The organism is Roseococcus sp. YIM B11640, from assembly GCF_049727625.1.
Taxonomy (GTDB): domain Bacteria; phylum Pseudomonadota; class Alphaproteobacteria; order Acetobacterales; family Acetobacteraceae; genus Roseococcus.
On sequence record NZ_JBBJOZ010000001.1, the window covers coordinates 1,180,080 to 1,198,365 of the forward strand.

The 18,286-nt window shown below is 69.7% G+C and carries 15 protein-coding genes; 9 read left to right on the top strand and 6 right to left on the bottom strand.

Annotation, left to right across the window (positions count from 1 at the left end):
- Positions 1–44: 44 nt before the first annotated feature.
- Together WJM96_RS06010 and WJM96_RS06015 are read left to right on the top strand one after the other, a co-directional pair.
- On the top strand, positions 45–1,622 hold the full coding sequence (locus tag WJM96_RS06010; RefSeq protein ID WP_424811526.1) for an ABC transporter substrate-binding protein: 1,578 nt from the start codon (positions 45–47) through the stop codon (positions 1,620–1,622).
- The gene (locus tag WJM96_RS06015) at positions 1,622–2,602 is read left to right on the top strand and encodes a Bug family tripartite tricarboxylate transporter substrate binding protein (protein WP_424811527.1); all 981 of its coding nucleotides are present in this window, start codon (positions 1,622–1,624) and stop codon (positions 2,600–2,602) included. Before WJM96_RS06010 ends, WJM96_RS06015 begins: the two co-directional genes overlap by 1 nt.
- A 32-nt stretch (positions 2,603–2,634) precedes the next feature.
- Here WJM96_RS06015 and WJM96_RS06020 read toward each other — a convergent pair whose 3' ends face one another.
- The 4 genes from WJM96_RS06020 to WJM96_RS06035 all read right to left on the bottom strand — a co-directional run bounded on the left by WJM96_RS06020 (position 2,635) and on the right by WJM96_RS06035 (position 6,950).
- Positions 2,635–4,236 (bottom strand): M20/M25/M40 family metallo-hydrolase, encoded by a 1,602-nt coding sequence (locus WJM96_RS06020; RefSeq protein ID WP_424811528.1) that lies wholly within the window; start codon positions 4,234–4,236, stop codon positions 2,635–2,637.
- A gap of 29 nt (positions 4,237–4,265) precedes the next feature.
- A complete protein-coding gene (locus tag WJM96_RS06025) occupies positions 4,266–5,846 on the bottom strand; it encodes an ABC transporter substrate-binding protein (RefSeq protein WP_424811529.1) in 1,581 nt (526 codons plus the stop codon).
- A 194-nt stretch (positions 5,847–6,040) separates the two neighbouring features.
- Positions 6,041–6,511, bottom strand: a complete 471-nt coding sequence (locus WJM96_RS06030; RefSeq protein WP_424811530.1) for a VOC family protein — start codon at positions 6,509–6,511, stop codon at positions 6,041–6,043.
- Positions 6,512–6,524: 13 nt separating this feature from the next.
- Positions 6,525–6,950 (bottom strand): VOC family protein, encoded by a 426-nt coding sequence (locus tag WJM96_RS06035; protein ID WP_424811531.1) that lies wholly within the window; start codon positions 6,948–6,950, stop codon positions 6,525–6,527.
- A gap of 175 nt (positions 6,951–7,125) precedes the next feature.
- Here WJM96_RS06035 and WJM96_RS06040 point away from each other — a divergent pair, with 175 nt between their 5' ends.
- From WJM96_RS06040 to WJM96_RS06055, 4 genes are all read left to right on the top strand, one after another.
- The gene (locus tag WJM96_RS06040; RefSeq protein WP_424811532.1) at positions 7,126–8,283 is read left to right on the top strand and encodes an MFS transporter; all 1,158 of its coding nucleotides are present in this window, start codon (positions 7,126–7,128) and stop codon (positions 8,281–8,283) included.
- A 107-nt stretch (positions 8,284–8,390) separates the two neighbouring features.
- Positions 8,391–9,635 (top strand): metallophosphoesterase family protein, encoded by a 1,245-nt coding sequence (locus tag WJM96_RS06045; protein ID WP_424811533.1) that lies wholly within the window; start codon positions 8,391–8,393, stop codon positions 9,633–9,635.
- Positions 9,632–10,603, top strand: a complete 972-nt coding sequence (locus WJM96_RS06050; protein WP_424811534.1) for a Bug family tripartite tricarboxylate transporter substrate binding protein — start codon at positions 9,632–9,634, stop codon at positions 10,601–10,603. Before WJM96_RS06045 ends, WJM96_RS06050 begins: the two co-directional genes overlap by 4 nt.
- Positions 10,604–10,704: 101 nt before the next feature.
- On the top strand, positions 10,705–11,346 hold the full coding sequence (locus WJM96_RS06055) for a DUF4189 domain-containing protein (protein WP_424811535.1): 642 nt from the start codon (positions 10,705–10,707) through the stop codon (positions 11,344–11,346).
- Between the two features lie 71 nt (positions 11,347–11,417).
- On the opposite strand, the gene WJM96_RS06060 is transcribed toward WJM96_RS06055, so the two are convergent.
- A complete protein-coding gene (locus tag WJM96_RS06060; protein WP_424811536.1) occupies positions 11,418–13,010 on the bottom strand; it encodes an ABC transporter substrate-binding protein in 1,593 nt (530 codons plus the stop codon).
- Between the two features lie 162 nt (positions 13,011–13,172).
- On the opposite strand from WJM96_RS06060, the gene WJM96_RS06065 reads away from it, so the two are divergent.
- Positions 13,173–14,624, top strand: a complete 1,452-nt coding sequence (locus tag WJM96_RS06065) for an N-acyl-D-amino-acid deacylase family protein (protein ID WP_424811537.1) — start codon at positions 13,173–13,175, stop codon at positions 14,622–14,624.
- Here WJM96_RS06065 and WJM96_RS06070 read toward each other — a convergent pair.
- A complete protein-coding gene (locus tag WJM96_RS06070) occupies positions 14,609–15,358 on the bottom strand; it encodes an alpha/beta fold hydrolase (protein WP_424811538.1) in 750 nt (249 codons plus the stop codon). The two genes, WJM96_RS06065 and WJM96_RS06070, sit on opposite strands and share 16 nt — an antisense overlap.
- Positions 15,359–15,508: 150 nt before the next feature.
- Here WJM96_RS06070 and WJM96_RS06075 point away from each other — a divergent pair, with 150 nt between their 5' ends.
- Positions 15,509–17,341, top strand: a complete 1,833-nt coding sequence (locus WJM96_RS06075) for a hypothetical protein (protein ID WP_424811539.1) — start codon at positions 15,509–15,511, stop codon at positions 17,339–17,341.
- A 172-nt stretch (positions 17,342–17,513) separates the two neighbouring features.
- Positions 17,514–18,284, top strand: coding sequence for a LamB/YcsF family protein (locus WJM96_RS06080; protein ID WP_424811540.1), 771 nt, complete (start codon positions 17,514–17,516; stop codon positions 18,282–18,284).
- Positions 18,285–18,286: the final 2 nt, after the last annotated feature.

Consider the following 18,286-nt stretch of genomic DNA (forward strand, 5'->3'; position numbering starts at 1 on the left):
TTTTCATAACGCCGGCATGCGGTTCCGGAAGAAGGACCGTCACCATGAATCGTCGTCAGATGCTGGGCGGCACCGCCGCACTGCTGTCCGCGCCCTCCGTGACGCAGGCGCAATCCGCGCGCGTGCTGCGCTTCGTGCCGCAGGCCGATCTCTCGGGCATGGACCCCGTCATCACCACGAGGCAGGTGGTGCGCAACGGCGCGCTGCTGGTCTGGGACATGCTCTACGGCGTCGGCGCCGACTTCGCGCCGCGCCCTCAGATGTGCGAGGGCCACGAGCTCAGCCAGGACAACAAGACCTGGACCTTCACCCTGCGGGAGGGCCTGCGCTTCCACGACAACGAGGCGGTGCTCGCCAAGGATGCGGTGGCGAGCATTCAGCGCTGGACGCGGCAGGACGTCATGGGCCGGAAGATCGCCGCCGTGCTCGCCGCGATCGAGACCGTGGACGACCGCAGGTTCCGCCTGCGTCTGAACCGGCCGTTCCCGAAGATGCTGCAGGCCTTCGGCAAGGTCACGACCAACACGCTGCTCATCATGCCGGAGCGGATCGCGCGCACCGATCCCTCACGCAACATCACGGAGTATATCGGCTCGGGCCCCATGCGCTTCCGCCGCGACGAGTGGGTGCCGGGCGCAAGCGCGGCCTTCGAGCGCTTCGCGGGCTACGCTCCGCGGGAGGAGGCCGCCGACTGGCTCGCGGGCGGCAAGCGCATGCTGGTGGACCGCGTCGAATGGATCACCATGCCGGATCCCAGCACCGCCGCTGCCGCGCTGCGCCGGGGTGAGATCGACTGGTGGGAACAACCGATCCCCGATCTCGCGAATTCGCTGCGCTCCGCGCGCGATGTGCGGATCGACATCGCCGATCCCCTGGGCAATGTGGCGCTGCTGCGCTTCAACAACCTCTTCGCGCCCTTCACGGATGTGCGGATGCGCCGGGCCTTCCAGGCCGCGGCCAACCAGGCGGACTACATGGGCGCCGTCGTCGGTGGCGACCCGGCCCTTTGGAAGCCGATGCCCAGCTTCATCACGCCCGGTACGCCGCTCTACACCGAAGCCGGCAGCGAGCCGATGCTGCGCCCGCGCAGCATGGATGCCGCCAAGCGGCTGCTCGCCGAGGCCGGCTACTCCGGGGAGGCCATGGTGCTGCCCGCCGCCAGCGACGTGCCCGTGGTGAAGGCGCAGGCGGAGATCACCGCCGACCTGATGCAGCAGATGGGCATGAAGGTCGATTTCCTCGCCATGGACTGGGGCGCGCATTCGACGCGCAGTGCCAGCAAGCAGCCGCCCCAGAGCGGCGGTTGGCACATCACTCACACCTGGGTTGCGGGCGCGGAATGCGCGAGCCCGGCCGGCCATAAGTCGCTGGACGGGACGGGCGACAGCGCCACCAATGGCTGGGCGAAGTCCGATGCCGTGCAGGCGCAGATCGACGCCTGGTTCGATGCCACCGACCCGGCCGCCGAGCGCGCGGCGGTGGAAGCCGCGAACCGTGCGGCCATGGAGCATGTGATGTTCGTTCCCACGGGCTTCTTCCTCAACTACACAGCGTGGCGGCGTAACGTATCCGGGATCGTGAAGGCGCCGTTTCCTTGCTTCTGGGGAGTTGGAAAGAGTTGATGTCGTCGCCGAAATTCACCCGCCGCGCGGGCCTCGCACTTGCCGCCGCGCTCCCGGCCGCGGCGCATGCCCAGGCCGCCTGGCCGGCGCGCCCGGTGCGCACCGTGGTCGCCTTCGCCGCCGGCGGCCCGGCCGATATCGTGGCCCGCATCGTCGCCTCGAACCTGGAGCGCGAGTTCGGCCAGCCCTTCCCGGTGGACAACCGCGCGGGCGCGGGCGGGCAGATCGGCACGGATTACGTCGCAAAGGCGGCGCCGGATGGCTACACACTGCTGGTCACGTCCTCGGCGGCGCATGGCGTGGGGCCGGGCCTCTATCCCAGCCAACCCTATGACGCGGTGCGCGACTTCACGCATATCGGCCTGATCGCGGGCGGGCCCATCGCTTTCCTGGTCAGTGCGCAGTCGCCGTATCGCACGCTGGCCGATTTCGTGGCGGCGGCGAAGGCGCGGGGCACGCCGATGCCTTTCGGCTCCGGCGGCACGGGCAGCCTCGGTCACCTGACGGGCGAGCTCGTCTATCGGCGCCTGGGCATCGAGATGACGCACGTGCCCTATCGCGGCAGCGCGCCCGCGCAGGCGGACCTCATGGCCCGCAATATCGAGGCCGTGTCGGACAACCTCGCCGCGCATGCCGCGCTGATCCGCGCGGGTAACCTGCGGGCCCTGGCCATCGCGGCGCCGCAGCGCTCTGCGAATTTCCCGGATGTGCCGACCTTTGCCGAGCAGGGCTATCCGGACCTGATCGCCGCGGCCTGGTTCGGCCTTTGCGCCCCTGCCGGGATGCCAGCGCCGATCGTGGACAAGCTCAACGCCGCGCTGCGCGGCATGGCCGCGCAGCCTGAGGCGCAGCGCCAGTTCGAGACGCTGGGCCTGCGCGCCGAGGGGCAGATGCCGCCGGCCGAGTACGCGGCCTTCGTCGCCGCGGAAGTGGCGCGCTGGCGCGAGGTGACGCGAATCGCCAGCGTGAAGCTGGAGTAGCGGGGCGGCTGCGCAAGCCGCCCCTCTCAGTTTCAGAGCGCTTCCCCGGCGCCCGTGCCGCAGTGCGGCGTCGGGATGCACCATTCCTCGCCGCGCGCGGTCGTCACGTATTCCGGCCAGCGCAGGTCCACCGGCGCGTCGAAATCCGCCGGCAGCAGCGGGCCGACCCAGCCGGGCCCGCCCACGCCGCCGCCCGTGCGCTCGCGGAACTCCGCCTGTGCCTTCGCCAGCGTCTCGGGCTGCGTCGCCAGGTCCACCAGCGTCAGCGCCATGGTCTTTGCGGCTACGAACATGCCCGGGTCGATCGCCGAGGGCAGGCCGCTCAGCGCCGTATAGGCCCAGTTCGGATAAGTGTGGCCCGAGCTCGGCGGGCGCAGGCGAGGGCGGCCCGCCAGCAGGCGCACCGTCGGCGCGTGCCAGCAGAACTCCACGTAGTCGTCCGCGCTGAGATGCTTCTGCCAGGAGGGCAGGCCCGCGCGCAGGCGGGATTCGAAGACCTCCGGCGGCATGAGCTCGCTGACCGTCGCGATGAACGGATCGGGCATCGGCTCGACGCCGAGGTTGCGCTGCATCTCGCGCCCGAATTCCTTAGCGTCCTCGCCGTAGACCGGCGCGCCCACGGCCTGGAGGTTCTTCCAGGTGAGGTCCGTCATGGCCTGGTTCGGCACGCCCACGCGCGTCTTGGTCACCCAGCGCACATAGGCCTTGCAGCCCGTCATGGATGCCACGTGCTTCGCGTTGTTCGCCAGCACACGCCAGATCTGCTCCTGGATGCCGAGCGACGAGGAGCGCCAGGAATACTGGATCTGGGAGAAACGCGGCGGCAGGTTGTCGGAGGTGGCGCCGCCATCGCCCAGGACGAACTCATTCAGCGTCCAGGAGCCGGCGTGCGGGAACATCGCCTCCTTGGTGTACTTCGTCGTCGTGTACATCAGGCACATGGCGTCGAGCGCGCCGGGGCAGCGGGCCTGCGCATGCGCGCCCTCGATCGGCACCAGCGTGGGGTCGATCCACTTCTCTGGCTCGGGCGATTCGAAGCTGATGACGGCGCTCCAATAGGCGCCGAAATGCGTCTCGCTCGTCACCGTGTTGTAGGGCCAGGGGTGCCAGACGACGGCGGCGTCGAGCCCGTCGTAATACCCCTTCGCCGCGTGGATAGGCTTGGAGCCGCAGACCTTCTCCGCCGGCTCGCCGAAGAGCTTCAGCGTGCCCGGAATACCCTGGGCTTGCATCGCCGCCTTGGCGCCGAGGATCGCGGTCAGCGCCGCGGTGCCCAGCATCGAGTGCGGGTCGGTATGGCCGGCCGCGTAGGGGTGAAGGCCCTCGCGCGGTGCTTCATAGGGCACGACCTGCTGCGAGTTGCCCGGAACGGCGTCGTATTCAGAGAAGCTCGCGAGCACGGGCCCGCCATTGCCCTGGCGCCACGTCGCGGCGAAGGCGGTGGGCATGCCGCCCGAGCCCGCCTCCACCTCGAAGCCCTCGGCCCGCAGCAGCGCGACGTATTCGGCGGCGGACTTGTATTCGCGCCAGGCTGGCTCGGCGTAGGACCAGATCTTCTCATTGAAGGCGGACAGCCGCTTTTCGTTCGCGGCGATGTAGTCGAGCGCGCTGGCGCGCGCCGCTTCGTTGTTCATGTTTCCGTTTTCCTGACTGGCGTTTCTTCTTAGCCGCGCCGCACGTTCCAGAAGGTGGCGAAGCCGGGGTTCATGTCCTGGATGTTGGACCGATGGGCCGTCGGCTGGAGGTACTGGCCAAGCGGGTAATACGGCACCTCCTTCATCGCCTCGAGCTGGATCTCGCGGCAGATGGCCTGCTGGGCCGCAAGGTCGGGCGCATCGAACCACGCGTCCCGCAGCTCCTCAATGCGGGGCATGGTGGCCCAGCCGCCATAGCCCGCATCGCCGTTGCCGCGCAGGGCGATGTGGCCCGCCGGGTTCAGCCAATCCGTGCCGACCCAGTTGGTGACGAAGGCGCTCCAGCCGCCTTCGGCGATGGTGCCGCGCCGGTTGCGGCGTTGGAGCATGGCGTTGAATTCGACGGAGTAGACTTCGACGTTCAGCCCGGCCTGCTTGAACATGTCCGTCACCACCGCGCCCATCAGCGAATTGGGCTCGGAGGTGGACGGAATCATGAGCAGCACCGGCTCGCCATTGTACCCGGCGGCGCGGAGATCGGCGCGGGCTTTGGCGTAGTTACGCGGGCCACGCAGCGGCTCGAGCCCGACATCGGAGGCCATCGGCGTCCCGTGGCCGAAGAAGCCGAGGGGCGTGTTGTAGAGGCTGGTTTCCGACGGGCCCACAAGCGCCTGCATGCATGAGACTTGGTCGATCGCGCTCCAGAGCGCGCGGCGGATCGCGGGGTTGTTGAAGGGCGGTTGAATATGGTTCACGCGGACCATGCCGACGAAGCCCGTGTTGTCGAGCACGCGCACGCGGACGTTACGGTTGCGGCGCATGAGCGGCAGCAGGTTGTGGTAGGCGTATTCCTGCCAGTCGGCCTCGCCGGCGATCAGCGCGTTGGTCGCTGTCGCGCTGTCCGGCATCACGGTCCATTCGACGCGGTCGAAATGCACCACCTTGGGACCGGCGGTCCATTCGCGCGGGCCATCCTTGCGGGGCACGTAGCCCTCGAACTTGGTGTAGACGATCCGCGAACCGGGCACCCGCTCATCCGCCTTGAAGCGGAACGGGCCGCTGCCGATCAGCTCCGGCACCTGGCGGAAGGGATCGGTATTGGCCAGGTGCTCGGGCATCATGGCGCAGACGGGCACCGAGGCCTTGCCGAGCGCGATGGGCAGCATCGGGAAGGGGCGCTTCAGGCGGAAGCGGATAGTCTTGTCGTCGGGCGCGGAGAGCTCGTCCGTCGTGGCCATCAGCGTCTCGCCGAACGGATCGCGCTTGGCCCAGCGCTTGATGCTGGCGACGCAATCGCGCGCCGTCACCTTCTCGCCATTGTGCCACATCAGCCCGTCGCGAAGCGTCAGGTTCCAGAGCTTGCCGTCATTCTCGACGGTGTGCCCGTCTACCATCTGCGGCACCGCCTGGAAGTTGGCGTCCATGCCATAGAGAGTGTCGAAGACCATGTAGCCGTGGTTGCGGCTGATATAGGCCGTGGTCGTGACGGGATCGAGCGTCACCAGATCCTGCTGCGGCGTGAAGCGGAGGGTGGTGGCGGATTGCGCGCGCACGGCGGCCGGGGCCGCGATGGCGGCTCCGGCGCCGGCCAGGAGGCTGCGTCGATACATGGGCCGGATACTCCTTCGTCCGAAAGTTAACTTCGACGAAGAATGCCCCGCTGCGCGAAGGGTGCAAGCCGTCTGAGCTTGACCGAGTGTCCCCGCAATCCCGGTTCTGCCTCGGAACCGACCCGCGGCGTGATCGACTCATGTGCATACGGCGGGGGCGCCCCGGTCTCGATGCGGATGACGCATGCCTTCTCTCATCCCTGCCATGCCGCTTCCAGGGTCGCAATATCGAGCTTCACCATCCCCAGCAGCGCCTGCATGACGCGGGCGCCGCGAGCCGGGTCCTCCATCCAGCGGCCTATGGCGGTCGGAACGACCTGCCAGGAAACGCCATAGCGGTCCTTCAGCCACCCGCATTGCTCCGGATGGCCGCCGCCGGCCATCAGGCCATCCCAGACGCGGTCCAGTTCGGCCTGGTCGTCCACGTTCACGGTCAGCGAGAGGGCATGCGTGTATTCCATCTTCATCCCGCCGTTGAGCGCCAGGAAGCGCTGCCCGGCCAGCCGGAACTCGACGAGGAGCACCATGCCTGCCGGACCTGCGGGGCCGTCGGCGAGGTTCTTCTGCACCTTGGTGATGGAGGAGCCGGGAATGACCGAGGTGTAGAGTTGCGCGGCTTCTTCCGCCTGGCCGTCGAACCAGAGGCAGGGGGCGATCTTGTCCATGTGGGTCATCCCCTCACGCGGCCGCCTGCGCCTGCGCGCAGGCCGCGACATCCATCCATCCGGCCTCCCAGATATGGCCGTCCGGGTCTTCGAAGCTTCGGCCGTACATGAAGCCATGCTCCTGTCTCGGGCCGGGATCGGCGACGCCGCCCGCGCGCACGGCCGCATCGACCATGGCGTCCACCGCCTCGCGGCTTTCGCGCGAGAGGAAGATCAGCACTTCCGTCGTCGCATGCGCGTCGGCGATCTTCCTCGGCGTAAACCCCGCGAAGCGCTCGTGGGTCAGCAGCATCACGAAGATGTTGTCTGAAAAGACCATGCAGGCCGTGGTGGACTCGTCGCAGAAGCGTGCGTCCCTGGTCGCGCCGATGGCCTCGTAGAAGGCGATGCTGCGCGCGAGGTCGTTGACCGGCAGGTTCAGGAAAATCATCTGGCTCATGGACGTCTCCTTGTGGGGCTCCATCCCAAGGAACGAAGCAGCGCCGCCCGATCCGACAAGCGATGCCGGAAAAACTTCGGCGCCGCCCAGACACGCCGGATGGATCGCCCATAGGCAGGGCAAGGGATCCATGCTGGCATGTCCGCAATAGCCACGCGGGGAGAGGGAGCCGCGCATGAACGTGCCCGGGCTCTGGCCCCTGCTGGCGGTCAATCTCGCCTGCACCATGGCGATGATGTCCTTCGTCGCGTTGGTCGGGCCCATAGTGCGGATCCTGGGCCTGCAGCCCTGGCACGCGGGCGCGGCGGTGACGGCGGCTGGCCTGGCTTGGATGCTCTTCGCGCGCCCTTGGGGCGGCGCCAGCGACCGCCATGGACGGCGGCCCGTACTGCTGCTGGGCGCGGCGGGCTTTGCGCTGGCCTTCCTGGCCCTCATGGCCTTTCTGGATCGCGCGCTGTCGGGCGCCATGCCGGCCTGGGCCGCCTTCGCGGGCATGCTGCTCGGGCGGGGCGTGATCGGATCCTTCTACGCCGCCATCCCCGCGACGGGGCAAGCCCTGATCGCCGACCGCACCCCGCCGGTGCAGCGCGCCGGAGCCATGGCCCTGCTGGGGGCGGCGGGGGCGGTGGGCATGACGATGGGGCCGGCGCTGGCCGCGCTGCTGGTGCCGATGGGGCTCTATCTGCCGCTCTATGGCAGCGCGCTGCTGCCCTTCGTCGGCCTCGCCGCGCTCTGGATCGGCCTGCCGCGCGACGCGGCCCTTGGACGCGAACAACAGGAGCCGCTGCGGATGACGGATGCACGGCTGCGGCGGCCGATCGCCCTGGCCTTTGTGGCGATGCTGAGCGTCTCGGTCGCGCAGATCGGCGTGGGCTTCCTCGCGCTCGACCGGCTCGGCCTCGCGCCGGCCGAGGCCGCCCGCGCCGCGGGCTTCGCGCTGGCGACGGTGGGCGTGGCGCTGATCCTGTCGCAGCTGCTCGTGGCGCGACTGCGCTGGCCGCTGGGGCGGCTGGTGCGCGTCGGCGGGCTGGTGGCGGCACTGGGCTTCGCCTTCGCGACGCTGGCGGTGAACATCCCGCTGCTCTGCCTCTGCTACTTCACCGCCGCCGCGGGGATGGGCTGGATCTTCCCCGCCTTCGCGGCGATGGCCGCCAATGCGGTGACGCCGCGGGAGCAGGGTGCCGCGGCGGGCGTGATCGGCGCGGTGCAGGGGCTCGGCATGATGGTCGGGCCGGTACTGGGCGGAGCCCTGATCTCGATCGCGACCGTGCTGCCCTATGCGGTGGTCGCGGTGCTGCTGGCCGTCACCGCGCTCTGGCCGCCACGGCGGTGATCGGGGCGGCGGGGAATGTCATGCGCCTGAAATAGCTTTGGCCCGGAAAGGGCGATATGCGGCCGCTGCCTTGGCGCGCGCCGTGCTGGGGAGACGACAAGAGAACGATGGCACGCATCCTTCAGGTCACGGACTTCCATCTGCGCCGGGCGCTGCCCGGGCATAATGGCCATGTCCATCGCTTGTCCCGGCATCTGCCGCAGCTGCTGGAGGCCCTGGCCCTCCGTATCGACGAGGAGGCGCCTGACCTCGTCGCCGTGACCGGAGACCTGCTGGACGTTCCGCACGCGCTGCTCGACCTCGACAAGGCCTACGACCTCAAGACGCTGGTGAGGCAGTCGCTGGCCGACTACCGGCTGGTGCGCGACTGGCTGCAATCGCTCGGCCGGCCCTGGATGGTGCTTCCAGGTAACCACGATTACGCCCCCGCTTTCGATGTGATCTTCGGCGGCGCGCCACGCTGGATGAGGCTGGGCGGTCTGGAGGTCCACGCCTTCCACGACTGGGAGCTCGCGGGCAATCAGGCGCTGCGCGTCGGCGAGGAGCGCCGGCGCTTCGAGGCGGTCCTGGCCGCCGCGACAGAGGCAAGCGAGGAACTGCATTTGCAGCACTTCGTCGTGCAGCCCTGGGTCGACTATAACTACCCGCTGCTCTACGGCGACGCCGACGACATCGCGCAGCGTGCGGCCGAAGCACCCGGCCGGCGCCTGCTGATTTCCGGCCATTGGCACGGCGGCACCGAGATGGTGCGGCAAGGTCATGCAACCATGGGGGCCTGCCCGGGCTTCTGCGAGCCGCCGCACCCCTATCGCGTCTTTGAGATGGAGCCCGGCGCGCCCATCACGATGCGGGAGGAATCCCTCGGCCGTTCCTTCGCGCCGGACCGGCCGCTCGTCATCCTGGACCGGCCGGGCCTGCTGACGGAGGAGGGCCTCGTGCCGCGCGCGGAGGCGGCGGCGCTGCTGGCGCGGTTGTCGCGGCAGGCGCATGTCGCCATCGCCTCGCCCTGGCATGCGGCGGAGACGAGCGATGCCACCTGGCGCGGCGTGCAGTACCGGCACGACGAGTTCTTCGCGGCGCTGGGCAGTGGCGACCAGGCCGATGCGCTCTGCATCTACCTGCCCGCCACCGGCGCCGGCGGCCGCAAGCTGCCGGCCGAGCGCATCACGACCGAAGCTGATCTCGTCGAACGCCTGGCAGAGCTTTTCGGCGTGGCGCCGGCTCGGACGATCCTGTTGAGCCTCGACGCCGACCGGCGCCGCCTCGCGAGGGAGGCAGGCGCCCAGGCACCGGAGTTCGAGTGGAATTCGGCGGACGCCGTCGTAACCGCCTTCCTGGGAGCCCGGACATGATCGCCATTCAGCGCCGCACCGTCATGGGACTCGGCACCGCCGTGCTGGCGACGCCCGCCTTAGCGCAGGCCTGGCCCGCCCGCCCCGTCACGCTGGTGGTCGGCTATCCGCCGGGCGGGCAGACCGATTTCGCGGCGCGCATCGTGCAGCCAGGGCTTGCCCGCGCGCTGGGCCAGACCATCGTCATCGAGAACCGGGGCGGCGCCGGCGGCAACCTCGGTACCGAGCACGTCGTCCGGGCACGGCCGGATGGCTACACGCTGCTCGCCTCCAACTCGAGCCCCATGGTCATCAATCCGCACACCTTTCCGGCAGCGGGCTTCGACCCGATGGATCTGCTGAACGTCTGCATGATCCTGGACGCGCCGCTGGCCTTCTGCGTCCATCCCGCCATCCCCGCCCGCAATGTCCGCGAGGTAGCGGAATGGATCCGTTCGCGGCCCGGCATGGTGGATTATGGCATCCCCGCCGCCGGCAGCCTGCCGCATTTGGCGATGGAGATGTTCCGCGCCCGCCTGAGCCTGCCGGAGATGCAGCGCATTCCCTATCGCGGCAGCGGCCCTGCGCTGCAGGACTTCGTGGCCGGGCGCTTCCCGATCATGGCCGACTCGCTCTCCGTGATGGCGCCGGCGCTCTCCGGCGGGCAGGCGCGCGGCGTGATGATGTCGAGTGCGGCGCGCGTCCCGGCCTTCGTCGATGTTCCGACGGCGGGCGAGCAGGGCATCGAGGATTTCGTGGTGGGCGCCTGGACGGGCCTGTCCGCACCGGCCGGCACGCCGCCGGAGATCCTGGCGCGACTGAACGCCGCGATGAACGAGGCACTGCGCGACGAGAATGTCCGAGAGCGGATCATGGCGCAGGGCGCCGTCGTCGGCGGCGGCACGGCCGCGGCTTTCGACGCGCGCGTTCGCGAGGATCATCGCCGCTTCGGCGCCGTGGCGCGGACCAACAACATTTCCAGTGGGTGAAGCAACGCGACACGCGCGACAGAGTTTCGCTTCCGGCGAGATGAAGGGGTGACTGCCCAGCGGGCACAAGGCGCCGCGACATTCTTGCCGGAGACGAACCAGTGCGACGCCTCATCCTCGCCGCGACCCTGATCCTCGCTGCCGCACCCGCGCTGGCCTCCCAGCCGGTGCGCGCCCGGGCGCCACAGGACATCAACGCCTGCCGCGCCACTTGCCAGGGCCAAGCGGCGCAGCCCGGCGCCAGCCGGACCGGCGTTCAGGCCTGCTTCATCCGCTGTGGCGTTCCGGCCTTCTCCCCGATCCAGCCCGTCTCCGCTGCGGCCCAGCAGGGCCGGGGCGTCCAGGCGCCGCGCCAGCTCGCGCTGCAGGTGCCGCCGCAGGGCTATGGCGTGATCTTCGCCGCCCGCACGCCCTCGGCCAGCTATGGCATGGTGGTGGGCGAAGTGGATCGACTGGCCGCGCATCGCATCGCCGAGAGCCAGTGCTCGCGCGGCGGGCCCGGCTGCCGGATCATCGCCGAATTCAGCCGCAGTTGCGCTGCCGTGGCCCACGGCGTCCGGCGCAGCCAGGGCGCCATCGTCATGACCTCCGACCCCAACACCTTCGTCGTGACCTCGATCAGCGGCGGCTCGGCCGAGACGCGGGCGCTCGCTGAGGGCGACGCGCTGGCGGAGTGCCGCTCGAAGGACCCGCAGGCGACCTGCCGCATCGCCGCGGTGCAGTGCGGAAACCGCAACGGATAAGACGCAGCCGGCATACCGGCTGCACCCTGGAAGCCGCCCGGCCCTTGTGGGCCAGGGCGGCTTCGTCGTTCTCAGGCCCGGCGCACGCCCGTGAAGGTCGAGAGGCCCACGGGGATGTCCACCAGGTTTCGCTGGTGGGCGATGATCCGGAAGTATTCGCCCAGCGGCATGTAGGGCACGTCGTGGAAGAACTGCGTCTGGATCTGGCGCGCGATGGCCTGCTGCGCCGGCACGTCGGGCGCCTCCATCCATTCGCGACGCAGGCGCTCCAGCGGCTCGCTGGTCGGCCAGCCGAACCAGGCGGCGTTGCCGGTGGCGCGGAGGCCCAGATTGGCCACAGGGTCCAGCAGCCCGGCGGCGCTGAAGCCCGTGACGAAGGCGCTCCACCCGCCGCGTTCCACCGGCTCGCGCGAGGCGCGGCGCTGCACGATGGTGCCCCAGTCGGCCGAGAAGGCCTCGGCGTTCATGCCGGCACGGCGGAACATGTCCACCGCCACGTCGGCCATGGTCTTGAGGTAGGCGAGGTCCATGGGCTGCAGGACCACGACCTTCTCGCCATTGTAGCCGGCGGCGGCGAGATCGCGCTTCACGCGGTCCAGGTCGCGCGGGCCGCGGAGCACGTCGAGGCCTGCATCGTTCGCCATGGGCGTGTTCGGCAGGAAGACGCCGACATCCGTGCGCCAGAGGTTGCGGTCCGCGGTGAAGGCCGCCGTCAGGAACTCCGACTGGTCGAGCGCGCCCAGCACCGCGCGGCGGATGGCGGGGTTGTTGAACGGCGGCGTCAGGTGATTGAAGCGCAGCACGCTGATGCTGCTGTCGTCCGTCACCTGGACCTTCACGTTGCGCGCGCGGCGCAGCAGCGGAAGCAGGTCGTTGGGCGCGTATTCCAGCCAGTCCACCTCGCCCTGCTGCAGGGCGGCGGCCTGCGTCGCGGGGTCAGGGAGGATGTGCCACTCGATGCGCTCCATATGCGCGATCTTGGGCCCGGCCGAACGGCTCGCCACGCCATCCGGGCGTGGCACATAGGCCTCGTTCTTCCGGTAGACGACGCGCGAGCCCGAGACGCGCTCCTCGGCCACGAAGCGGAAGGGGCCGCTGCCGATCATCTCCGTCACGGCGCGGGAGGGATCGGTCAGCGCCAGTCGCTCCGGCATGATGGCGGGCATCGCCGCCGTCACCTTGCCCAGCGCCTGCGGCAGCAACGGGAAGGGGCGCTTGAAGCGAAAGAGGAGAGTGCGGTCGTCCGGCGCGCTGAGCTCGTCGAGACCGGCGAGCAGCTCCAGGCCGAACATGTCGCGCGCGCCCCAGCGGCGGATGCTCGCCACGCAGTCACGCGCGCGGACCGGCTCGCCGTCATGGAAGCGCAAGCCTTCGCGGAGCGTGATGGTCCAGCGCCGGGCATTGTCTTCCACGACATGGCCGGCGGCCATCTGTGGGTGAACGCGGTACTCGGCGTCGAGGCCATAGAGCGTGTCGAACACCATGAACCCATGGGCGAGCGTCACGGTCGCCGTGTTGAAGACCGGGTCCAGCACGGTGAGGTCCGCCTGCGGCACGAAGCGCAGCGTGCGCGAGGCCGCGCCCTGCGCCCCCACCACATGCGGGGCCAGGGCGGTGCCCAGCGCGGCACCGGCGCCTGCCATGAACCTTCGGCGGTCGTGCATCCTCAGTTCCTTTTGATGATGGCAGAAAGGTTTCGTGCGAACCGGAGCCTGTCAACCGGCCTGTGTGGCGGAACGGGCGCCACGGCGGTCGTCACGCAGCGGCGGGGGCTGGCGGCTCTTCCGGGCCGGGCGCAGTATCCGCGCCCTGCTGGAGACACGTGCATGGCCCTTCGCTGCGACCTCATCATCCGCGACGCCACCCTCATCGACGGAACGGGCGCGCCGCGCCGCCGAGGCGATATCGGCGTGAAGGGCGACCGCATCGCCGCCATCGGCGACCTCTCGGGCATGAGCGCGGATCGCGAGGTGATGGCCGAGGGCCATGTCGTGGCGCCCGGCTTCATCGACGCGCATACGCATGACGACCAGGCCGTGCTCTGCGGTCCCGCCTGCATGCTGTGCAAGACCTCGCAGGGCGTGACCACGGTGGTCGTGGGCAATTGCGGCATCAGCCTCTCTCCCGTGCCGATGGCCGAGCGCCCGCCCGCGCCGCTCGACAGCGTTGCCGAGCTCTCCTTCTGGAACTTCGACAGCTTCGCGGCCTATGCCGAGCGCTTGCGCACCGAGCCTTCGGCCGTCAACACCCTCGCGCTCATCGGCCACATGTCGCTGCGCGTCGGCGCGATGGGCCGTGAGCTGGACCGCCCCGCGACGGACAAGGAGGCGGAGCGCATGCGCAAGCAGCTCGCCCAATCCCTTGCCGAAGGCGCCGCCGGTCTTTCCACGGGCCTCTTCTACCCGCCTAGCAAGCACGCGCCGACCGACGAGGTGATCGCGGTGGCCGAGGCGCTGCGCGAGCACAAGGGCCTCTACGTCACGCATATGCGCGACGAGGCGGACCACGTCCTCGACAGCATCGAGGAGACGCTGAAGATCGGCGAGGCCGTGGGCGCGCCCGTCATCATCAGCCACCACAAATGCGCGCAGCCGGAGAACCATGGCCGCTCGGTCCAGACGCTGCCGCTGATCGAGGAATACGCCGCGAAGTACCCGGTGGCCTTCGACATGTATCCCTATACGGCTTCCTCCACCTCGCTCGCCGCGCGCAAGCCGCGGCCCGATGTGCCGGTGACCGTCGCGACCTCGGTGCCGCACCCCGAGATGGCGGGGCGCGAGCTGAAGGACATCGCGGCCGAATGGGGCGTGGGGCTGGAGGAGGCGGCGCAGCGCCTGCTGCCCGCCGGCGCCGTCTTCCACAACATGTCGGAGGAGGATGTGCGGCGCATCATGTCGCACCGCCTCTCCATGATCGGCAGCGATGGCGGGCCGCTCGCCAAGCACCCGCATCCGCGCCTCTGGGGCACCTTCCCGCGCGTGCTCGGTCTCTATTCGCGCGAACTCGGCCTCTTCGACCTGGAGACGGCGGTCCATAAGATGACGGGCCGCACGGCCCAGGTCTTCGGCATCGAGGATCGCGGCGTGCTCAAGGAAGGCGCCTTCGCGGACCTTGTGCTCTTTGACGCCGGCACGGTGCGCGACCGGGCGACCTTCACGGAGCCCAAGCAGCCCGCGGACGGCATCGTCGAGACCTGGGTGAACGGCCAGTCCGTCTACACCCATGCCGCTGGCGCGAGCGACACGCCCGCGGGCCGGCTGCTTCAGCGCGCGGCCTGACGCTTCAGGAAGCCGATCACCCCTGCTTTCTGCGCTTCCAGATGGTCGGGGGCGCGCCAGTCGACGAGCACTTCCACCCCGGGAAGGAGCTCGGCGAGCTCGGCGCTGGTCGCGGCGGGGTGGGGGATGTCGGTGCCGGGCAGCAGGAAGGTCGGCACGGGGCAATTGCGCGCGAACTCGCGGTCCACGCAGAAGGCGAAGTCGCGGCTCCACATCTGGCGGCCGAAGCCGGCCAGCGCCTCCGCCGACAGTTCCGGCCGCGCGGCTTGCTGCTCCCGGCTCCACTCCGCGTGGCTATCGGGGAAGTATTCCGGGTGCTCGGGGTTCAGGCCGATGGGGTTCTGCAGCACGGCCCCAGCGACGCGGTCCGGTGCGGTCTCGATGGCCTTGAGGCAGAAGCTGCCGCCGATGCAGCCGCCCAGCACCAGGAAGCGGTCGAATCCCAGGTGGTCTATCAGCGCCAGGTGGTCGGCCGCGTAGGTGTGCCAGCCATGATCCGCCTCGATATTCGCGACCGATAGCCCGGCGTTGCGCTGGTCCATGGCGATCGCGGTGAAGCCGGCTTCGGGCAGCACGCGGGTCCAGTCGGCCCAGGGGCGGGCGGGGCCGCCCTCAGGTGATTCCCACATCTCCATGCGAGAGCGCAGGCCGCCGGGCGCGAAGAGCAGCACGGGAAAGCCGGAGCCCGAGACCTTGTAGTGAATCCGGCCGTCCGGCCGCGTGAGCATGGGCATGCGTGTTCCTCCGGCGGCCGATACTGGGCTGGCTCCCAGGGGGCGTCCAGGCCGGCCACGGCGGCGATGGTAACGGGCGAGAAACGGCCCAGGGCGCTGAGTGTGCCCGCACAGGCATGCGCCCGGCACGATGGGCAAGGCGAGGTCGTCATGAGCGGATCCAACACGCCCCTCATATCCGGTCCCCCCGGCAGTGTAGTGGCCGTTCCTCCCGGTTCGACGGCCGCGGCGGTCCAGCCGACCATCCTCGTCGAGACCGGCGTGGATCGCCTTGTCGCCTGGGCCTTGCTCGCGGTTGTCGGCTGCGCCTGCGCCTTCCTGCTGCTGGCGGCGGTCGCGGCGAACCTCGCGGCGCCGGGGCAGCAGTTGAACCAGGCCGGGCCGCTGGCCTCATCCGCGATCAACACCGGCCTTCAGCGCTACCTGCTGGCGCTGATCGCGCGGGATACGGCGTCGGTCGGCTGGTACATCACCAATCTGGTGCGCGGCGCGGAAGTGCTGTCCACCATCACGGCGGCCCTCATGGTCTTTCTCATCATCCGGGCCCGGCAGGGCGACGCGCTGATGACGTTGCTGGGCCTGATCGTCATCGCCGCCCTGATCGTGCCGACGAACGAGTTGATCCGCCTGACCGAAAGCGCCCGGGGCGGCAACGACCAGGGGCGCGACATGCCGCGCTCCTCCGCCGTCACTATCGCGAGCCCGGATGCCAGCGTGCTCATCGCCCAGCGCGTCATCCAGGACCTGCAGTTCGAACAGCTGATCGTGACGGATAGCCGCGAAGGGCAGCCCGACCGCCTCGTCGCGCCCGATGCGCGCCGTTTTCGCGACTCGCTGGGGGTCGCGCTTTACCGTGTGGAGATCGGCAACATCGCCAACACCATCCGCCAGCGGAACCTCGACCGGCTGCTGCTGGAGCTGACGGTGCCGGAATCCCGCACCAACCTGCTTCTCTCGCCCAGCACGAGCCGGCAGGCGCGGGAGGATATCGCGCTGCTGCGGGACCTCGGGGTCGTCAGCCATCTCTATGGCAGCATGGCGCAGCTGGAGATCAGCGAGCTCGGCTTGCGCGTGCTGCATCGGCTCTACCCAGAAAATCCCGGCGTCCGAAGCCTCGCGGAGGCGCGGCGTACCCAGCTCTTCTCCCCGGCCGAGGGCGTGGCGCAGCAGGCCGCCGTCGTGCGCGCGGCCGCACCCGTGACACCGCCGACCGGCCTGACGCGCAGCGCCGTGGAGCTCCGGATCCCGAGCGGTCTTCCCTGGTCGCAACGCCTGGAGATCACCCAGGGGCTCGGCCATGGCGTGCGCCTGACGGTGGAGCGCGACACCGAACTCGTCATCGAGGCGCGCGCCACCGATGGCCGGTTCGACCCGATGATCCGCTTGTGGGACCTGGTCGATGGCCAGCCCCGAACGTTGGTGGCCGAGGTGGATGATTGGGGGAATTCCGTCGACGCCCGGATGCTGCGCCCCTTTCCGGCGGGGACCTATCTCGTGCAATTCGTGGGGTTCGGCTCGACCTCGGGCGGCGCGCGCGCCGCGATCCGGGAGCCGAGCCAGCGTGACCGCGAGACGCGCTCCTGGCTCACGCCGAGGGATACGCTGCTCTCGGGCGCGGAGAATATCGACCTCGCGGCGCTTCCTTTTTCGGCGCAGCTGACGATTCCGGCCGACGGGATGGTGTCGCGCAGGGTCCAGGTCCGGGAGCCGATGACGCTCAGATTCCGGACCATCAGCACCGGAACCGAGGCCGACCCGATCCTGGAGCTCTGGCGCCTCGAGGGCAATGAGGGAACGGAGGAGGCCTCCGACGATGATTCCGGCGGCGGCCGCGACTCGCTCATCGAGCGCGCCGTCGTTCCTGGCGAGTATGTCGTCCGGCTGCGCGACCTGAATGGCCGCGCGAGCGCGGTCACGATGGGCGTCGAACGGGTCACGAGCCCGCCGGCCGCGCCCGCACCCGCGCCCGCGCGGCAGCCCTGAACCGCCAGCCCAGGATTTGGGCAAACTGGCCGCCTGGGCGCCGCCGGCCGGTTCGCCTGGCTTCGATAGTCTTCTCCGGAAGGCTTTCCAGACCACCGTGAGGCGATGATCATCCCCGGGTGTGCCGGCGCTCTCCGGCGTCGCGCGCATCCTCAAGGGGGAAATGGCGCATATGCCTGTTGTCAACATCAACGCCGATATCGGCGAAAGCTTCGGCACCTGGCACAAGGGTAACGACCCGGCCGTGATGCCGCTCATCAACAGCGCCAACATCGCCTGCGGCATGAGCGCAGGCGACCCGACGGTGATGCATGAGACGGTGGCGCTGGCGCTGAAGAACGGCGTCTCGATCGGCGCGCATCCCGGCTACAACGACATCTGGGGCTTCGGCCGCCGCGCCATGAAGATGAACCCGCGGGACATCGAATACATGGTCGCCTACCAGATCGGCGCGCTCATGGGCATCGCGGCGATGCATGGCGCGAAGGTGACGCATGTGAAGCCGCACGGCGCGCTGCACAATGTCGGCATTGTGGACCCGGACGTCGCGGAGGCCATGGCGCGCGGCGTGAAGGGCGTGGACCGCGACCTCATCTATGTCGGCCTCGCGCATTCGGAGATCGAGAAGGCGGCACACCACCACGGGCTGCGCTTCGCGGTCGAGGGCTATATCGACCGCATGTACGACGAGGACGGCAACATCACCTCGCGCTTCAACGCGGATGCCGTCCACAAGGATCCAGCCCGTGCCGCCGCGCAGGCGGTGGCGATGGTCGTGGACAAGGTGATCCTGACCCGCGAGGGCAAGCGCATCCCCGTGGAGGTCCACTCCCTCTGTCTGCACGCCGACGAGCCGACAGCCGAGGCGGTGGGCCGCGCGACGCGCGAGGCGCTGCTCGCCGCCGGCGTCGAGCTCAAGACCCTGCCCGAGATGGGCCTCTGAAG

Excerpts from the sequence above, each read along its gene's own strand:
- WJM96_RS06010 (WP_424811526.1), top strand. The coding sequence starts at position 45 with ATGAATCGTCGTCAGATGCTGGGCGGCACCGCCGCACTGCTGTCCGCG.
- WJM96_RS06015 (WP_424811527.1), top strand. The coding sequence starts at position 1,622 with ATGTCGTCGCCGAAATTCACCCGCCGCGCGGGCCTCGCACTTGCCGCC.
- WJM96_RS06020 (WP_424811528.1), bottom strand. The coding sequence starts at position 4,236 with ATGAACAACGAAGCGGCGCGCGCCAGCGCGCTCGACTACATCGCCGCG.
- WJM96_RS06025 (WP_424811529.1), bottom strand. The coding sequence starts at position 5,846 with ATGTATCGACGCAGCCTCCTGGCCGGCGCCGGAGCCGCCATCGCGGCC.
- WJM96_RS06030 (WP_424811530.1), bottom strand. The coding sequence starts at position 6,511 with ATGGACAAGATCGCCCCCTGCCTCTGGTTCGACGGCCAGGCGGAAGAA.
- WJM96_RS06035 (WP_424811531.1), bottom strand. The coding sequence starts at position 6,950 with ATGAGCCAGATGATTTTCCTGAACCTGCCGGTCAACGACCTCGCGCGC.
- WJM96_RS06040 (WP_424811532.1), top strand. The coding sequence starts at position 7,126 with ATGAACGTGCCCGGGCTCTGGCCCCTGCTGGCGGTCAATCTCGCCTGC.
- WJM96_RS06045 (WP_424811533.1), top strand. The coding sequence starts at position 8,391 with ATGGCACGCATCCTTCAGGTCACGGACTTCCATCTGCGCCGGGCGCTG.
- WJM96_RS06050 (WP_424811534.1), top strand. The coding sequence starts at position 9,632 with ATGATCGCCATTCAGCGCCGCACCGTCATGGGACTCGGCACCGCCGTG.
- WJM96_RS06060 (WP_424811536.1), bottom strand. The coding sequence starts at position 13,010 with ATGCACGACCGCCGAAGGTTCATGGCAGGCGCCGGTGCCGCGCTGGGC.
- WJM96_RS06065 (WP_424811537.1), top strand. The coding sequence starts at position 13,173 with ATGGCCCTTCGCTGCGACCTCATCATCCGCGACGCCACCCTCATCGAC.
- WJM96_RS06070 (WP_424811538.1), bottom strand. The coding sequence starts at position 15,358 with ATGCCCATGCTCACGCGGCCGGACGGCCGGATTCACTACAAGGTCTCG.
- WJM96_RS06075 (WP_424811539.1), top strand. The coding sequence starts at position 15,509 with ATGAGCGGATCCAACACGCCCCTCATATCCGGTCCCCCCGGCAGTGTA.
- WJM96_RS06080 (WP_424811540.1), top strand. The coding sequence starts at position 17,514 with ATGCCTGTTGTCAACATCAACGCCGATATCGGCGAAAGCTTCGGCACC.